15 protein-coding genes and 1 pseudogene are annotated in these 16,744 nt (G+C 48.9%); 7 read left to right on the forward strand and 9 right to left on the reverse strand.

Features of this window, described 5'->3' with window-relative positions; all coding sequences use genetic code 11:
• Nucleotides 1–125 precede the first annotated feature (125 nt).
• The 3 genes from ACFOSD_RS08765 to ACFOSD_RS08775 form a co-directional block, all read right to left on the reverse strand.
• On the reverse strand, nucleotides 126–1,223 hold the full coding sequence (locus ACFOSD_RS08765; protein WP_380695586.1) for an ABC transporter ATP-binding protein: 1,098 nt from the start codon (nucleotides 1,221–1,223) through the stop codon (nucleotides 126–128).
• A 21-nt stretch (nucleotides 1,224–1,244) separates the two neighbouring features.
• Complete coding sequence (locus tag ACFOSD_RS08770; protein WP_380695588.1) at nucleotides 1,245–2,927, reverse strand: ABC transporter permease; 1,683 nt, start codon at nucleotides 2,925–2,927, stop codon at nucleotides 1,245–1,247.
• A 62-nt stretch (nucleotides 2,928–2,989) separates the two neighbouring features.
• Nucleotides 2,990–4,012: an ABC transporter substrate-binding protein gene (locus tag ACFOSD_RS08775; protein WP_380695590.1), complete on the reverse strand. Its 1,023-nt coding sequence runs from the start codon at nucleotides 4,010–4,012 to the stop codon at nucleotides 2,990–2,992.
• 238 nt (nucleotides 4,013–4,250) lie between these two features.
• Between ACFOSD_RS08775 and ACFOSD_RS08780 the strand changes: the two genes are divergently transcribed.
• The 5 genes from ACFOSD_RS08780 to ACFOSD_RS08800 all read left to right on the forward strand — a co-directional run bounded on the left by ACFOSD_RS08780 (nucleotide 4,251) and on the right by ACFOSD_RS08800 (nucleotide 9,860).
• Entirely contained in the window at nucleotides 4,251–4,973 is a 723-nt protein-coding gene (locus ACFOSD_RS08780) for a response regulator transcription factor (RefSeq protein WP_380695592.1), read from the forward strand.
• Nucleotides 4,961–6,502, forward strand: a complete 1,542-nt coding sequence (locus ACFOSD_RS08785; RefSeq protein ID WP_380695594.1) for a sensor histidine kinase — start codon at nucleotides 4,961–4,963, stop codon at nucleotides 6,500–6,502. The genes ACFOSD_RS08780 and ACFOSD_RS08785 overlap by 13 nt, the downstream gene beginning before the upstream one ends.
• Nucleotides 6,499–7,533 (forward strand): extracellular solute-binding protein, encoded by a 1,035-nt coding sequence (locus ACFOSD_RS08790; protein WP_380695596.1) that lies wholly within the window; start codon nucleotides 6,499–6,501, stop codon nucleotides 7,531–7,533. The genes ACFOSD_RS08785 and ACFOSD_RS08790 overlap by 4 nt, the downstream gene beginning before the upstream one ends.
• 201 nt (nucleotides 7,534–7,734) lie before the next feature.
• Nucleotides 7,735–9,423 carry a methyl-accepting chemotaxis protein gene (locus ACFOSD_RS08795; RefSeq protein ID WP_380695598.1) on the forward strand — a complete coding sequence of 563 codons (1,689 nt, stop codon included), beginning with the start codon at nucleotides 7,735–7,737 and terminating at the stop codon, nucleotides 9,421–9,423.
• Between the two features lie 32 nt (nucleotides 9,424–9,455).
• Nucleotides 9,456–9,860 carry a hypothetical protein gene (locus tag ACFOSD_RS08800; RefSeq protein WP_380695600.1) on the forward strand — a complete coding sequence of 135 codons (405 nt, stop codon included), beginning with the start codon at nucleotides 9,456–9,458 and terminating at the stop codon, nucleotides 9,858–9,860.
• An 8-nt stretch (nucleotides 9,861–9,868) separates the two neighbouring features.
• Here ACFOSD_RS08800 and ACFOSD_RS08805 read toward each other — a convergent pair whose 3' ends face one another.
• Together ACFOSD_RS08805 and ACFOSD_RS08810 are read right to left on the reverse strand one after the other, a co-directional pair.
• Entirely contained in the window at nucleotides 9,869–10,033 is a 165-nt protein-coding gene (locus ACFOSD_RS08805) for a DUF6435 family protein (protein WP_380695602.1), read from the reverse strand.
• Nucleotides 10,034–10,073: 40 nt separating this feature from the next.
• The gene (locus tag ACFOSD_RS08810) at nucleotides 10,074–11,105 is read right to left on the reverse strand and encodes a PLP-dependent cysteine synthase family protein (protein ID WP_380695604.1); all 1,032 of its coding nucleotides are present in this window, start codon (nucleotides 11,103–11,105) and stop codon (nucleotides 10,074–10,076) included.
• Between the two features lie 101 nt (nucleotides 11,106–11,206).
• Between ACFOSD_RS08810 and ACFOSD_RS08815 the strand changes: the two genes are divergently transcribed.
• Nucleotides 11,207–11,884: an OmpA family protein gene (locus ACFOSD_RS08815; RefSeq protein WP_380695606.1), complete on the forward strand. Its 678-nt coding sequence runs from the start codon at nucleotides 11,207–11,209 to the stop codon at nucleotides 11,882–11,884.
• A gap of 32 nt (nucleotides 11,885–11,916) precedes the next feature.
• Here ACFOSD_RS08815 and ACFOSD_RS08820 read toward each other — a convergent pair whose 3' ends face one another.
• The 3 genes and pseudogenes from ACFOSD_RS08820 to ACFOSD_RS08830 form a co-directional block, all read right to left on the reverse strand.
• On the reverse strand, nucleotides 11,917–12,150 hold the full coding sequence (locus ACFOSD_RS08820; protein ID WP_380695608.1) for a DUF2798 domain-containing protein: 234 nt from the start codon (nucleotides 12,148–12,150) through the stop codon (nucleotides 11,917–11,919).
• A gap of 85 nt (nucleotides 12,151–12,235) precedes the next feature.
• A complete protein-coding gene (locus ACFOSD_RS08825) occupies nucleotides 12,236–12,442 on the reverse strand; it encodes a hypothetical protein (RefSeq protein WP_380695610.1) in 207 nt (68 codons plus the stop codon).
• 17 nt (nucleotides 12,443–12,459) lie between these two features.
• Nucleotides 12,460–12,636, reverse strand: a pseudogene (locus ACFOSD_RS08830) (hypothetical protein); the annotation flags it as partial.
• Between the two features lie 161 nt (nucleotides 12,637–12,797).
• On the opposite strand from ACFOSD_RS08830, the gene ACFOSD_RS08835 reads away from it, so the two are divergent.
• Complete coding sequence (locus tag ACFOSD_RS08835) at nucleotides 12,798–15,440, forward strand: EAL domain-containing protein (RefSeq protein WP_380695612.1); 2,643 nt, start codon at nucleotides 12,798–12,800, stop codon at nucleotides 15,438–15,440.
• Here ACFOSD_RS08835 and ACFOSD_RS08840 read toward each other — a convergent pair.
• Nucleotides 15,427–16,743, reverse strand: a complete 1,317-nt coding sequence (locus ACFOSD_RS08840) for an OmpA family protein (protein WP_380695614.1) — start codon at nucleotides 16,741–16,743, stop codon at nucleotides 15,427–15,429. The genes ACFOSD_RS08835 and ACFOSD_RS08840 overlap by 14 nt on opposite strands.
• Nucleotide 16,744 lies beyond the last annotated feature (1 nt).

The raw sequence follows: 16,744 nt of genomic DNA on the forward strand, positions 1-16,744 counted from the left end.
TAAGGAAAGCACGAATTTGCTCTGCAGGCCAGATGATAAATGTGGATAGTAATATTTGGCTAAAAATAGGAAGAGTCTATGCATTGCTCAAAAAAGCCTGACTTTACAGTCAGGCTTCAGGACGACTAGTTTACCTTCCTCATGGCGTCATAGGGTATTGCTACGCTCACTTCTTGACCGACCGTGAAAACCCGTTCTGAAATAGGGTTACTCGCATGAACATCCAGATTAATGCCGTTGATCTCGACCGTGTATTCTTGCGTTTGTCCCATGAATACACTCTTTTTGACCATACCATTCACGATGTTATGGCCGTTCAGGTTGATCGGCGCTTCAATGTGCAAGGAAATGGCTTCTGGGCGAATAGCCGTGACGATTTCTTCCCCGTTTATAGCCTGATCGTCCTCAAAGAACTGCTGCAAAATGCCCATGGGGTATTTCACCGCATGTTGTGTATTTTTTTTCTCAACCACCACTCCACGTAAGAAATTTGCACTGCCTATGAAACCGGCGACAAATTCGGTAGCCGGTTGTTGATAGATTTCAACCGGTGTGCCGACCTGCTCAATACGCCCCTGATTCATGACCACAATACGGTCACTCATGCTCATCGCTTCGGCCTGATCATGCGTAACGTACAATGTTGTGATGCCGACTTCTTGTTGAATTCGGCGGATTTCATCCCGCATGGTAAGCCGCAGTTTGGCATCCAGGTTTGACAAGGGTTCGTCAAACAGCAAGACGCCGGGCTCCATGACGAGTGCACGGGCTAAGGCAACACGCTGCTGTTGGCCACCCGACAACTGCGCTGGCATGCGCGCGCTGTAGTCCCTTAAGTTCATGATGTCAAAAATGCTGTTTACTTTACTTCGAATGTCCGTGTCCGACATTTTCTTAATGCGTAGCCCGTAGGCCACGTTTTCATAAACGGACATGTGAGGAAACAAGGCGTAGGATTGGAAGACCATGGTACAGTCCCGTTTGCTTGGCGAGACGTCTCGAACATTATCAGCCCCAAAGAAGATATCCCCTGTGGTGATGGTTTCAAAACCAGCCACCATTCTTAAAGTGGTTGTCTTGCCGCAGCCGGACGGGCCCAATAAGGTGACAAACTCACCGGGTTCAACTTTTAGGTTTACCTGCGAGACCGCCGTAGACGTTTTGCCTTGATCGTCTTTGAATTCTTTTGTCACCATGTTTAAGTGTACTGACTTTGCACTCATTATGATTCTCCAATTATTATTTTAAGCGGGACGCTTGCTGGTAAATTTCTGTTCGCCAAACATTTTGACTAAGAGGTTTAACATCAATAACGCGACAACCATGATGATGATCAATAAGGTACAGTAAGCGCTGGCAACACCAATTCTTCCTGATTCAACTTGCGACAGTATGGATGCGGTAATGAGGTTGTATTTTGCCGAGACCAAAAATATCACTGCGCTCATGGCGGTCATGCTTTTTACGAAGCTGTACACCAGGCCGCTGAAAAACGCCGATCTGATCAGTGGCAGGACAATGCCAAAGAACGTCTGTGATTGGTTGGCGCCTAAGTTCGTTGCTGCTTCCTCAATCGCCGGGTCTATTTGCTGTAACGCGGTAACACCTGAACGTATACCTACAGGAATGGCTCGTACTACAAAGGCTGCAATGATGATGGTCGCCGTGCCTGCAATGGCAAACGGAGGACCATTAAAGGCCAGTATATAGGCGATACCCAATACCGTTCCGGGAATTGCAATCGACAGCATGCTGACCATTTCAACCATACGCTTGCCATAAAAATTCTTTCTGACAATGAGAAAGGCGATCACCATGCCGAGAATACCGGCGATAACGGTGGCGATGACCGATAGAAATAGGGTGTCTTTTATGGCTTTTTGGCCTAAAGAAAAGACATACCGATAGTGGTCAAGTGTGAAGCTGTAGTTGATTCCCCAAAGGCGTATAAAGGAACCAATGGGTACGAGGACGTAAAACAAAACGACGGTAATAGAAAGGAAAACACAAATACCAAATAAGGTGTTTCTTACCCAACCTTCGCCTATTAATCGACGACTGTTCGACGGTTTTCCCGTAACCGTGACATAGCTCCGTTTGCCAACCCAGAATTTTTGTAACGCGTAGACAATGCAGGTGATGGTGAGCAATAAAATGGCCAGTGCTGCACCGGCTTGAATGTCATAGCTGCCTACCGCTTGCAGGTAGATTTCTCTAGCCACGGTGGTGTAATTACCCCCGATGGTCATTGGGTTGCCAAAATCGGCCAGAGATTGAACAAAAACCAGTAAGAAAGCGTTAGCAATTCCGGATATCGACAGTGGTAGGGTGACCTTTATAAACGTCTCTAGGCGGCTGGCACCCAGGTTCTCGCTTGCTTCCTCAAGGGCAGGGCTGATGGATCTCAATAAACCGGCCAAGACCAAAAATGCAATAGGGAAATAGGTAAGCGTTTGTACCAATACCAGGCCATGAAAGCCATAGATATTCGCATTTTCCATACCCAGAATTGAATTAGTGATAAAGCCTTGGCGACCGAAGAGTAATATGGCCGATAATGCAATAACGAACGGCGGTGAAATAATGGGCAAAATAGCAATGCCACTAAATAGTTTCTTCCATGGTACATTCATATAAGCAAATGTGTAAGCGAACAGATAAGCAATAGCCGTTGATAATGTGGCCGTAACCAGTGCAAGCTTTAGAGAGTTTGTGAGCGCTGTGAGTAGGTTTCCTCCTGATAATATTCGAATATATGCAGAAATGGATAGTTCGCCTTCGATATTATAAAAACTGGCAACCGATATCTTGAACAATGGGTATGCAATAAAAACCAATAGCGAGGAAATTACTAAAAATATGGACAACGCCAAGGTCGGTTCTCGTCTAAAACGAGAAATAGACTCTTTAAACCATAAGTTAAACATGATTTATACCTGATAGGACGTGAAAGTCTGCCCGGCAGAATGCCAGGCAGAAGGTTTAAACATTAACGGTTAACTTCAGTGTTCCATCTGTTAATCAGACGCGAACGCTGAGAGCCTGCTTCAATGGCGTCATAATCAATGGTGTTGATGTCCGCTAAGCGTACTGCACGTTCAGGTTCTTTAGCGTTAGGGTTGGTTAAGTTCTGGTAGCTGCCGGTGCGCTGACCAACTTCCTGAGCTGCCGGCGTCAGTGCCCAGTCAATGAAACGCTGTGCGAGATCCATGTTAGGCGCATTGTTCACGATGGCGACCGCTCCAGTTTCATAACCTGTGCCATCTTCAGGGATAGTCAGAACTAAAGAACTAAAGCCTTCTTCTTGGAACTTAATAATGTCATGGGCGAATAACAGGCCGACCCCCGCTTCACGCATGCCCACCATACGACCGGGTGCTGAACCACTGGTGGTGTATTGTTGCACTTGCGGGTGAAGTTTCTTCAGGTAATCAAAGCCTTGCTCTTCGCCACCGAAGACTTGCAGAGCGGTGTAAAGGATGGTGTAAGCTGTACCGGAAGACGCAGGGTGCGCCATGATGATTTCATTTTCGAATCGAGGGTCAAGCAAGTCTTCCCACGATTTCGGTGCTTCCAAGCCATTGCGTGCTAAGAAATCGCGGTTTGAAGCAAAACCCAGTGCACCAACATAAATGCCTGTCCAATGTCCATCAACATCTTTAAATTCATCGGCAATAACCGATGCGTTTGGCGATACGTAAGGCGTTAAAAGGCCTTCTTGAACAGCCGCAACGAAGGTGTCCGCCGGGCCGCCATACCAAACACTGGCTTGTGGGTTCGACTGCTCTGCGCGAATCCGGGCTAGGATTTCGCCCGCAGACATTCTAACCATGTTGACTTGAATGCCGGTGTCGCGATTGAATTGACGCATGGCTTCAACAGCGTGGTCTTCTTGAAAACCAACATAAACCGTTAAACGCTCGTTTTGTTGGGCAACAACTTGAGTGACCGCTGACAATGAGATGCTGGCCGCAAGGCCTAGGCAAGTCAGGACCTTTCCAAATTTTTTCATTATTACACCTGTATTTATATTTATGGGAGATGCCAATTGCTATTGACGTTGATAGATTGGTATCTGTGCTTTGACAGTTCAACAAAATAAAAATTAGTTTTGTTTCAATTCGGTCATGGGATATAATTATCGCGAAGAAAATAAATATAAGTAATAAATATGGCGCATTTGAATACTTATGTTACATATGTTACATGAATATTTCAGGGCGTTTTTATGATGCAAAAAATGGTGCCAAATGACTACTAAGAAAACCATTATTATTGTTGATGACAATCCGGAGGCGTTGGAGTTTATTCGAGGCTATCTTGGTGAGTTCGAGTTTCGTGTTTTTGCGGCGACAGATGGAGCAGGTGCATGGGATTTGATTCATCAACATGGTATTGATCTGCTGTTGGTGGATTTACGTTTGCAACAAGAGAATGGTTTGGATTTGGCAAGAGAAGTATTAAAAAAATATCCTGTGCCCGTGATCATGATTTCTGCGGTTTCAGACGATGTTGAAAAGGTGTTGGGTTTGGAAACGGTGTTGAACGACTATATCGAAAAGCCCGTTGTGCCGCGTGTTTTGTTAGCAAAAATACGGGCCATTATGCGCAGTACTTACTTGGCACCGCTTGCAGATGATGTCACGGTTGAATCGGGCTCCATTCATGAACAGGTCAGCTTTGGCGATTTCACACTGGATCTTGTAGAACGTCAGTTGTTAAAAAACGAGTGCGGTCCGATTGAGTTGACCAATACGGAATTTCGGTTGCTTGAGTTATTGGTTACTCACCCTAATGAGGTTTTTAGCCGCCAAGGTATTCTGGAGAGCTTAGGGCTTGAGTCCAGTAACCACATGATGCGCAATATCGATGTCCTGGTTCTTCGACTTCGGCGTAAAATTGAGCATAAGCCTTCCACACCGATGTATCTTCAAACGCGCCGAAATAAAGGGTACGTCTTTTGTCTAGAGTAAGTGACCGAATTCCTCGTTGGTTAGGCAGTCCTGCACTGCTTGTTGTGCTCATTGTCTTGTTGGGCACCATCACGATGTATTTGCAGAGACTCGATGATATCAACCAGCGCCAGTTGGCTTTTGAGCGTCATCTTCAGCATTCGCAGTCTATGGTGAATCGGTTAATGCGGTTCAGTTCTGGATTCAATGGCTTGGCACCGCTGCGCTCAGAGTATCTGTCAACCTTGGCGGTCGAAAGTTTACTGAGTGAATTTCAACAAATCCGTACTGATGCAGACCTTATTTTCCAAGTAAGAGGCCAAGGGAGTAGCGTTGAAGTCGAGGCTTTGGGTACACACATGACCGAATTGTCTCGGCTGATACGACAAAAGAATGATCTCTTAGTCGCTAAGAATACCTTGCAGGTAATAGTCCGGGAGAATGAAGCTATTTTTGGTGGTATGCCAGAAGTGGCATCAGCGATAACCATCATTTCAGAAGCATTTGAAGCCAATAATCTCATTTTTATTGGCGAACTTTCACGACGTTTTAACGGTATTCTCCAAGAGGGTTTTTCTGATACGACGCTGACCAATAGACTGCGTAACCTAGCCTTTGGCTCAAATGGGTTGTTTGCGGTGGCTGAAGATTTGGTGATAACCGGTGAACGCATTGAACGAACTATTTTTCAAATCCGCCAATTCACTAATACCCTGATAGAGGCGTTAGAAATTACACCAAGCGTGCATGAGCTGAATATTGTTGAACCACGGTCAGCACCATGGTTCTGGACCGTTTTAGTACTGCTGTGCAGCATTTTGGTTGTAGGCTGGCTGATGCGTCAGCAGCTTTTACACCAGTTTGGTAAAAAAACGTTGCAAGCCAACGACGATCGTTTGGATTCTTTGGGGAGAATTTCGGGTGAAGTTGCGCACGACATCAGCAATATGATTAACGTGATCATCAGTAGTTTAAACATACTCAAAGAAACGAAAAATGTTTCTGGCAGCCATCATCAACGTAGCTTAGATAAGGCGTTGTTCGCAGCAGACAAAAGCATAGGCATGATTGATCGCCTACTGACGTTTGCTCGACGTAAAAGGTTAATGCCCGAGCTATTTTCGATCAATGAATTGATCCAAGGGTTGTATGAGGTCGTTTGCTTGACCGTCGGAGACAATGTCGACGTCAAACTTGACCTCTTTGAGGGCGATACACGCGTATTTCTTGACCCTGGGCAACTCGAGTCCAGCATCATTAATCTCTGCATTAATTCCCGAAACGCCATTGATGACCAAGGCGTCATATCAATTCGTACGCGGATAGAGCAAAAGCGTTTGATCATCACCGTATCGGACACGGGCCACGGGATACCTCAACATATCTTGCCAAGGGTGTTTGAGCCCTTTTTTACCACGGATAAAGAGCACAATGGGCAAGGCCTAGGCTTGAGCACAGTGTATGGATTTGTGAAACAAAGCGCCGGTGAGATAACCATCAACAGTAGCGTGGGTCTAGGTACGGACGTGTCTATGGAGTTTAAACTATGAGCGATATGCCCGGTTATGGACCTAAATCAGCTAAGACAATGCTGTGCACGATATTGTTGAGCTTTGTATTGCTGGCTACCTTCACATTTGCCGCGCCACTGAGCGTTGCGTGTGGTGCTACACATGAAGTCTGCCAATGGCTGGGTGACCAATATCAACGGCAGACCGGTGAAGCCATCACCGTTGATCGGTTAAGTTCCGGTGAGGTTTTGCAGATTTTAGAAGCGCACATTAATGCCGTTGAAAAACCTTATGATGTTTGGTGGGGGGGTACGGGTGATACGCATTTAAAAGCGGTGGAAAGCGGATTGTTAGAGCGTTTTGAACCCGACAATTTGGCTCAACAGTTGCGTTGGTCACGGCAGTTTTGGCAGCAGTCGTCCGGGCATTCAGTCGGTGTTTACGCAGGTACTTTGGCCATTGTGTCGAACTTGGATGTTCTGGTGACCAAAAATTTGACTCCTCCACAATGTTGGTCGGACTTGGGCGATCCGCGCTATCGCAGCCAAATTATTATTGCTGATCCATCGTTATCAGGTACCTCTTTTTTGTTTATTGGCACCGTTTTACAACTTTTTGATGATGTGCAAGGTGAGCGCCTATTGAGTGAAATACAGCAGAACACCCAAGGAAAGACTGGGAGCGGCTACGATGCCTTGCAACGAGTTATTCAGGGCAATCACGGCGTAACGGTCGCTTTTGTACACGATGTCTTACCGTTGTTGGCTGACAACCCTCAGGTTGTTGTGCATGCGCCTTGCGAGGGTACCGGGTATGAAATTGGCGCTGCCAGTGTGGTAAAGGGCACGATGAACTATGAGCTCTCGAATGAATTTATTGAGTTTACCCTGTCGCATGAAATACAAAATCAGTTGGTGGGTGAATCCACGTTTCAGATGTTCTCCAATATCAATTCGGCGCCGTCACCTGTGTATGAAAACCGGGAATATTTAAATGTGATCAACTACGATTTCATTACTTATTCAAGCGACAAACAACGCCATCGAATGATCAATCTTTGGCAAGAATAGAGGACGTTTTACGCCATTTTACGTAGCGCTCTACGTATTCTCCACAACTTGCCCCGGTCGCTTTATCGGCCTAGAGTAAAATTCGCACAGTGCTACATCCTAGACTATAGTCAAAATAGGGTGTAGTGATCGCCGGAGGGCTACTATCCCGTGAAGCGATCAAGTCCTAAACAACGATAACAACAGCTCTGGACGGAAAAGATGAAGTTCACAATCAAAGCACGTATTTTGGTATTGGCTCTAGTGCCACTTGTGTTACTTGCCATACTGCTCACCAGTTACAATTTGCGCCAATCGCAGACCATCGGCCAGACTGCGGTTACCGATTTTGCGGCTCAAATGGAAGCAGACCGACGCAACGAATTGCGTAACTATCTCTCTCTGGCGTTTTCGTCGATTCAGCATTTGGTGGATCGACCCGATGCCAATACAAACCCTGAAGTGCAAGAGGAAGCCAAGCGCATTCTGTCTCAGTTGCGTTTTGATGACGCCGGTGACGTGGGTTATATGTTCGTGTATGACCGTAACGGCGTGAACGTTGCACATGGTGTTAACCCGGCCTTGGTCGGTCGTGACCTGATAAATTTTCAAGACCCAAATGGCGTGTATTTAATTCAAGAGTTGCTGGCAGCGGCGCAACGGGGCGGAGATTTTGTGGCCTATGCATGGTCGAATTCCGATGCCGAAGTCGGACCGAAGCTGGGTTATGCGCGCATGTTAGAACAATGGGGCTGGATGATAGGAACCGGATTTTGGGTTGAAGGCTTACAAGCTCAAATTGCCACCATTGAAGGCAACGTAGATGACCAGTTAGGTGGTGCCTTCGTCAATTCTTTATTGGTGGCGCTGGTCGCCGTAGCTTTGATTGCCGGACTAGCACTTGTGGTGGCGCGCAGTATTTCTTCGCCGTTAAAACGTACCTTGGCAGTTATGAATGATATTGCCCAAGGTGATGGCGACCTCACCCGACGCTTGGACAGTCATGATCATGATGAAATTGGCAAGTTGGGCGCGGCATTCAACAGTTTTGCTGATCAGGTGGCTGCTTTGGTTGGCAATATCCGCGCGTCTGCAACCACGATGGACAGCAACGTTCGGCAATTAAATGACATTATGAAAGAGACTGAGCATGGTGTTGCTCAACAACAAGAAGAAAGTGAGCAAGCCGCAACGGCCATCAATGAACTGGCTGCGGCATCCCATGAAGTCGCTAACAGTGCGAACCAAGCCTCTACCGCCGCTGATCAAGCCGAAGGCATGGTGGTATCGGCGCAGCAGGTACTGCACAACGCTATTGAAGTGATCAATGGTTTGGCCAGCAACGTGGAAAGTGCGGTCGCCGTGGTGGGTAAATTGGATGAAGAGTCCAACAACATTGGTGGTGTGTTGGACGTGATCCGCAACATTGCCGAACAGACCAATTTACTGGCGCTGAACGCGGCCATAGAGGCGGCAAGGGCGGGCGAAGCCGGGCGCGGATTTGCTGTCGTGGCGGATGAAGTGCGTACATTGGCCAGTCGAACCCAAGCCAGCACGCAGGAAATTCAATCCATGATCGAGCGTCTGCAGGCGGGTGCCGAGCAAGTCGTGAAGGTTATTGAAACCATTCGCGAGCGTAGCACCAGTACCGTGGCGGAAACGCAGCAGGTTGATAATGCTTTGGCGTCAGTACTGGATGCGGTGAATACCATTAACTCGCAGAATGCGCAAATTGCCAGTGCAGCCGAAGAGCAGACCAACGTATCGGAAACCATTAACAAGAACATGCATCAGATTGTTGCGGTAACCGAGTTGACCGCGAGTGGCACGCGTGCTGCCGCACAGCACACGAAGGATTTGAACGAAACTGCGTACAAGTTACTGGATAATGTGAAACGATATACCATATAGTCTGTGTTCGAACAGCAGCACACGAGGGTATTATGGTCATCGTTAAATCGGCAATCGGACAAGAACCCCGGCCTGAACGGAGAGTCAAGCCGGATCTCTTGGTGCAATTGATTCGGGGCATCACCATCATTGGTTTACTGATGATGCTGCCCATCTTGATTTTCATTGAGCAAGCTCGGCCGGAAATGGAGTCGTTGTTCGATCGCTGGTTTCGTACGTCCGTGCAAGACGGTTGGATGCCCGAGTTTTTGACGTACGCGCTGGTGTTGCTGATCATCAACTTGGTCATCACAACAATCGGTGTTGTCTTGCACTTTAAACGCAATAAACGCCGGGAAGACCGCTATCGGTTTTCCTTGATGCTGCCGTTCAGCTTTTCGATTTTGGCCTTGCTGTACGTTGTAGCAACGCTTTTGCGCGTTGGTGCTGGGACGTGATGGGGCCACTAGGACAGCGCATTTATTTGCGCTCGGATGGCCTCTGCTTCCTCTGTCAGGAGTGAGTAGGTTTTAATGTCGCCGCTGCGCTGCGCCTTCATGGCCGCAGACAGCTTTTCTTCATAGGCTTTTTGCAGTTTTTTCTTGGGGTCGCCCTTTAAAAATCCAAACATGATTTAGCACTCGGTAGCTGTTTCAAAGGCATACGTTGAGCTAACCCAGTTGGTTCTCCCAATCGGCGATGTTTCCTAAGTGGGAGGCCACCCATTCATCATTGTGATAGGTATCAATATAGCGTTCGCCTCGATCACACAGCACCGTCACAATAGAGCCTTCCTCCTGGCGTTCGTGCATTTCCTTTGCTAACTGCAAGGCACCCCAAACATTGGTGCCGGTGGAACCACCCACAGGGCGACCCAAACGTTTTTCCAACCAACGCAATGTCGCCATGGATGCGAGGTCGGGCACTTTAATCATCCGATCAATGACGCTGGGCATAAACGATGGCTCAACACGCGGGCGTCCAATCCCTTCTATGGCGCTACCTTTAGCGCTTGTGAGTGTTCTGTCTTGTTGCATGAAACTGTCATAAAACACCGAATGTTCCGGGTCTACTACGACCAGTTCGGTGTCGTAGCCTTGATAGCGAATATAACGCCCTAGCGTCGCTGATGTACCCCCGGTGCCAGCACTCATGACCACGTAACGCGGTATGGCATGCCGTTCAGATTGCATCTGGCTGAAGATGCTGTCGGCAATGTTATTGTTGCCCCGCCAGTCGGTAGCGCGTTCTGCAAAGGTGAATTGGTCCATGTAATGACCTTGGGATTCCAGCGCTAACCGCTCAGCCTCAGCATAGATTTGGCTGCCATGGTCCACGAAATGGCATTCGCCGCCGTAAAACCTGACCTCATCTATTTTCCGGCAAGCCGTTGATGCGGGCATGACGGCAATAAATTTCAAGCCTAATAGGCGCGCAAAGTAGGCTTCCGACACCGCAGTGGATCCCGATGACGCCTCGATAATGGTGGTGTTTTCTTGAATGTGTCCGTTACATAGGCCGTACAAAAACAGTGAACGGGCTAATCGGTGTTTTAAGCTGCCGGTGGGGTGGGTGCTTTCATCTTTCAGATACAGGTCGATGCCGGGCGTGGCAGGCAAGCCCAGCTTGATCAAATGGGTATCCGCCGAACGTTGAAAGTCGGCATTGATTTCACGGATGGCGTTCTTGACCCATGTGCGCATCTGAACAGTTCCTTTTTTAATTGTGATATCGGAAAAGCATATCACTAACACATGAGGCACGGCATAATTTGGCTGTTATTCATAAATGGAGAGAGTAAACGATGGTATCCATGAACAAAGGTGTATTGGCCCTAGCGGCAACAACCCTGTTGCTGGCTGGCTGTTCGACCATAAACCCTTACACGGGTGAGCGTCAGACATCGAACGCGGCGCGCTTGGGCGTCGGTGGTGCATTTGTCGGCGGTGTGGTCGGTGCCATGTTTAACAGCGACGATCGCTTAAAAGGCGCGTTGATTGGCGCGGGTATCGGTGGGGTTGCGGGTGGCGCGACGGGCGTCTACATGGATAACCAAGAAGCTAAATTGCGTGAAGAAATGGCCGGTACGGGTGTCACCATTACGCGCACGGGTGATCAAATTTTGCTCAACATGCCCGGCAGTATCACGTTTGAAGTCAACGAAGCGGATTTACGCGACGATTTTGAAAACAATTTAGACGGTGTTGCGGCTATCTTGGTTGAATACCCTGATACCCTCATTGTGATTTCCGGTCACACCGACAGTACGGGCAGTCTTGCGCTAAATCAACGATTGAGTGAAGAGCGGGCGCAGTCAGTTGCCGATTACTTACAAAGCCAGGGTGTACAGTCGGTACGTATCATCCCTGTAGGTGCGGGCCCGAATCGCCCCATCGCCGATAATTCAACCGCTGAAGGTCGAGCCGCTAATCGGCGTGTAGAGTTAGTGCTTGAACCCATTGAGCAGGAAGATTTGCAATAAAACGCGGTGAGCGAACACAGGTAGGGCGGGTCTTAACCCGCCTTTTTTGTGGTTAAGGCCATGGCAAGGCGTTGCAATCGGGGTGCACCGATCAACACCAAACCAAAGGCAATCGGCCATGCAAATGCACCGGCTTGCGCCCAGCGACCAAAGAAGCCGTCGTTAAACCCCGTGTTAAGCAGGGTAATCAAAAACGTCATGAAAAATACCATGTAGCTGGACATCAAAAACGGAAATACCAAGCGATTCAGCCGAGCAGGTATCATGGACAAGCCTCGCAAAATATAAGAATTATCTTATGTTACTAGGAATGCCCAAGTTATCCAAGCGCAACCGTGATACTGGTAATGACTACATCGCACTGTTAGGGTTTCGGTGTGCCCAACGGGTAAGACGCTTTTCCAATATGGCAAACAGTTCGTACATCACCACGCCCATAGCGCCAATGACAATCAACCCCGCAAAGACCAGTGCCATATCCATCGACGAACTGGCGGCCATCATCAAATAACCAATGCCCAGATTAGAAGCCACCGTTTCAGAAATGACCGAACCCACGAAAGCCAGTGTAATGGCTACTTTAAGCGAGGCAAATTACCTGCAAGGTCAGACGGCTCAAGAATGCCGGAGTCCTTCAGCGTAAACACGGTTGCTGGGGTGTTGTTGTAAACCATATAAACCGCCTGAACTGAGCTGTCCGGATTAGCAGCGCTGTGTTCTACTAGAGCATTAAAGTCCGCAAAACCCATATCATAGGCGCCTTCATATTTGTTTTCGCACCAAAAAAGAACCTGTGTCTATTCGAATGCGCTATTTCGGCAAGGCAAAGTAAGAATACAACTTCGTGCTTGACGTGGGTTTAGATGGACTATACTTCCCATTTAAAGGCAATGGTTTTTCAGGGAGCCCATGTATGAGCCTTGGGACGGTTTGGTATCAGCGTATTGTTTTGAGCATCATAGGGTGTCTGTCGCTGATGGCACTGTTCATCTATTTCTTGTTGCCGCCGTTAACCCAATCCATCAGCACAGGCTCATCGATCACTCATGTTCGTGTCGGGCTGTATGAGAATGAGCCTAAAATATACACCAATTCGGCCGGCAAACCGGACGGATTGTTCATTGATCTATTGCAGTCCATGGCCAGAGAGGAAGGCTGGATCCTGCACTTTGAAGACTGTGAATGGAACCGCTGTCTGTCACTGTTGGCCGAAGGGCAGCTCGATTTAATGCCTGATGTCGCATTTTCTGTGGACCGAGCCACGCAATTTTCTTTTCATGACCACCCAGTAACGCAAGCATGGAGCCAGGTTTTCGTGCGCCCGGATACGCCGATGTATCAGTTTCCGGACTTGGCAAGTGCCCGCTTGGTATTACTCGAAGGATCTATCCAACAAAGTTTTTTACGAACTGAATTGGGTGAGTTATGGAATGTCGAGCACATTGTGTTGGTTCAGGATCTTGAAGACGGTTTTCGTCGAGTGGCATCGGGCGAAGCGGATGCGGTCGTGGCTAGCAATTTCTATGGCAATCGTAAACGCGGACTCTACGGCTTGGCGGGCACACCACTTACCTTCAATCAGGTGGGTTTATACTTTGCTGCTCCTTTGAACGCGCCCATGACGCCAGTGTTGTTAGGGGCGATCGATCGCCATTTGCTGCGCTGGCAAGATAATGCTCAATCGCCGCTTTACCATGCGCTCGCGGAGGCTTCCACCGCGCCGGTCGAACGCAGAGTACCGATGTGGTTGCTGATATTAACGGCAGTATTGGCCGGCTTGGTTGTTCTTGGTTTGGCCGCTGCTCAGTCTTTACGTTGGACAGTGACACGACGAACCGCTGAACTGGCCAATGCGAACCGGCGCTTTGCGCACTTGCTGACGTCCAGTCCTGCCGTATTATTTACTTGGAACTCTGACGCCAGAGCGCCAAGCTGGGTCAGTGATAACGTTAAGGCACATTTGGGGTTTGACCCATTGGATGTCACGCAAGAAGGGTTTTGGGAACAACATGTGCACAGCGAAGACCGGTCAATGATGCAGGCCGATATTAAACGTGTAGAGCTGCAGGGCCATGTTCAGATGGAATACAGAATCCGCGACCAACAGGGTGTTGTGCGGTATTTACGTGATGATCGGCGATGGGTCATGGGTGAGAGTGGCGAGCCACAGGTGGTGGGTACCTGGACGGATATCACCGAGCAACATCGACAGGACGAAAAACTTCACTACATCACACGATACGATGACGTTACCGGGCTACCCAATCGTCAATCTTTTATGGATCGCTTGCAACACGCCGTTGAAATGGCGCGTCAGGATGAACGTTCGATAACGCTTATTTTGATCGATCTAGACCGCTTTAAACACATCAATGAAGCCTGGGGTGTCGGTGCGGGTGATCAGGTTTTGAGGGTGTTGGGCGAGCGCTTGCGATTTGCCACCATGCCCGACATTTTGGCGCGACTGAGCGCGGACGAATTTGCGCTACTGATTGAGCGCCCTTTATCGACTGAACAGCAAAAAGATCATGTGCTTCATCTGTTCGAACAACTGGAAATACCAATTTGGTTGCAAGGTAACGCCATGGTGGTGACGGCCAGTTTTGGTGTCAGTGGTTACCCGAGAGATGCCTTGCAAGCCGATCAGTTAATGAAGAGCGCCGAATTAGCGATGCATGAGGCTAAAAAATCCGGTGGCAACAGTTGGGCTTTTTACCAGCCAGATTTCGCCAACACCACGGAGCATATGTTTAAGCTGGAAAACGCATTGCGACAAGCCCTACAAAACCATGAATTCTTCATACATTTCCAACCGCAATTTGACCTTACCCATCATGAGCTGGTGGGTGTTGAGGCGCTTATACGCTGGGAGCATCCTGAATTGGGCATGGTTTCGCCGGCGATATTTATACCGTTAGCTGAAGAAATCGGGCTGGTCGAAGATCTGGACGCGTGGGTGTTGGAAGAGGCTTGTGCGCAATTGCGTCTGTGGGACATTGCGGGTTTTCATGTACCGCGTGTTTCCGTCAACATCTCGGCCCATGAATTGGATAAGTTGGATTTGGTAGAACGCATCAAACAGGCCTTAGTACAGTTTCGTTTGGCGCCACAGCGCTTGCAGGTCGAAGTCACGGAGTCAGTCTTGATGCGCGCACCCGAACGCTGCATCAGCGTGTTGAATTTGATCCGCAATCAAGGTGTCAGTGTTGCGATCGATGACTTTGGCACCGGCTATTCCAACTTGGTGTATTTGCGCGGACTACCCCTAGATTGCCTGAAGATCGATCAGTCGTTTGTGCGTGAGATTGGCGCTTCACCGGCGGCCGATACGCTCATTCATGCCATCATTGCGATGGCCAAAGCCTTAGATTTAAACATTGTGGCGGAAGGAATTGAAACGCAACGCGAGCTTACATTTTTGGCTGAGGCAGGTTGCCATTATGGACAAGGATTTCATATGGGGCGGCCCATGGCGCCAACTGATCTTAAAGCCTGTTACCCGTCTGCCATAGGTGCACATAAGGGTACCTTTGCGAACAGCTTTAGCGATTCGTAAGCTTTATCTCGATACGACGGTTGCGTTGCAGCGCTTCGGGTGAGTTGCCGTTATCGACCGGTTGGAATTCGCCAAAGCCCGTGGCTGCAAGACGCTGTTCCGGTATGCCTTGCGCGGCTAGATAACGCACCACAGAAAGCGCACGTGCGGTAGAAAGCTCCCAGTTTGATGCAAAACTGGCTGTACTGATGGGGATGCGGTCGGTGTGTCCGTCCACCCGTAATATCCAGTCGACATCCGCTGGAATATCGTTGATCAAATCCAGCAGTACGGTTGCGAGCTCGTTCAGCTCCGCTTCTCCTGCTGCGCCAATATTGGCTTGGCCAGATGCAAACAACAGCTCGGCTGGCAAGACAAAACGGTCGCCCACAATTTGGACTCGCGCATCGCCTTCGAGGGCATCTCGTAAGCGGCGAAAGAAGTCAGACTGGTAGCGTTCCAACTCATTTACCCGCTCGGCCAGTAAGACATTGAGGCGCTGACCCAGTTCGGCTAACTCCGTTTCTTGCTGTTCGCTAATGTCTTCTTGCAGGCGCAGTGCGGCGCTGATGGTGGACAGTTGCTCTTGCAGTTGGGTGATTTGATTACTCAGGGCTTGCAACTGAAGGCGCTGTTCGGTGGTTAATGCTTGTTCACTGGATAAGGCGGCTTCGTTTTGCTGCACCAATAACAGTAAGTCGTCTATTCGTATTTCCCGGTCTTCGAGGGTACGTTGAGCTAATAGTGTGCGCTCTTGTTCAGCCGCCAGTTCAGCGCTTAGAGCCATGGTGCGGTCACGCAGGGCTTCCACGGTGGTGGTCAATTCGTCAATTTGAGCATCACGGGCCTGCAATTGAGCAATCTGATTAGCAATGTCCTGCTCAAGTTGGTCCCGCAGCGCCTGTAAAGTGGCAATATCCTGTTGCAGTGAGGCCTGTGTTAATAACAAGGTGTTGATGGTGTCTTGGTCATCCGTAGCGGCGGCGAGCAATTCATCCTGCGCCGCTAACAAGGCCGCATTGTCGCCTTGTAATCGCGCATTACGGGCCTCGCTTAGAGCATAGTCTTCTTGCAACGACACCAGTTCGGTTTGCAGGGTTGCGGTTCGTTGTTCCTGCAGGCCTAACTGGCGAGTGATTTCTGACAATCGTTGCGAGAGGGTCGCCAGTTGAGCATCGCGGTCAGAGACGGTTTGCGATAAAAACAATTGCGTGACCATGTACACCATCAGCATAAAGATGACGAGCATCAACAACGCGGAAAGGGCATCCACATAGCCTGGCCATACATTAATATTACTGCGTGTACGCCGCCCTGAACTCATG

It is taken from the genome of Salinispirillum marinum, assembly GCF_042650105.1.
In the GTDB taxonomy this organism is placed as follows: domain Bacteria; phylum Pseudomonadota; class Gammaproteobacteria; order Pseudomonadales; family Natronospirillaceae; genus Salinispirillum; species Salinispirillum marinum.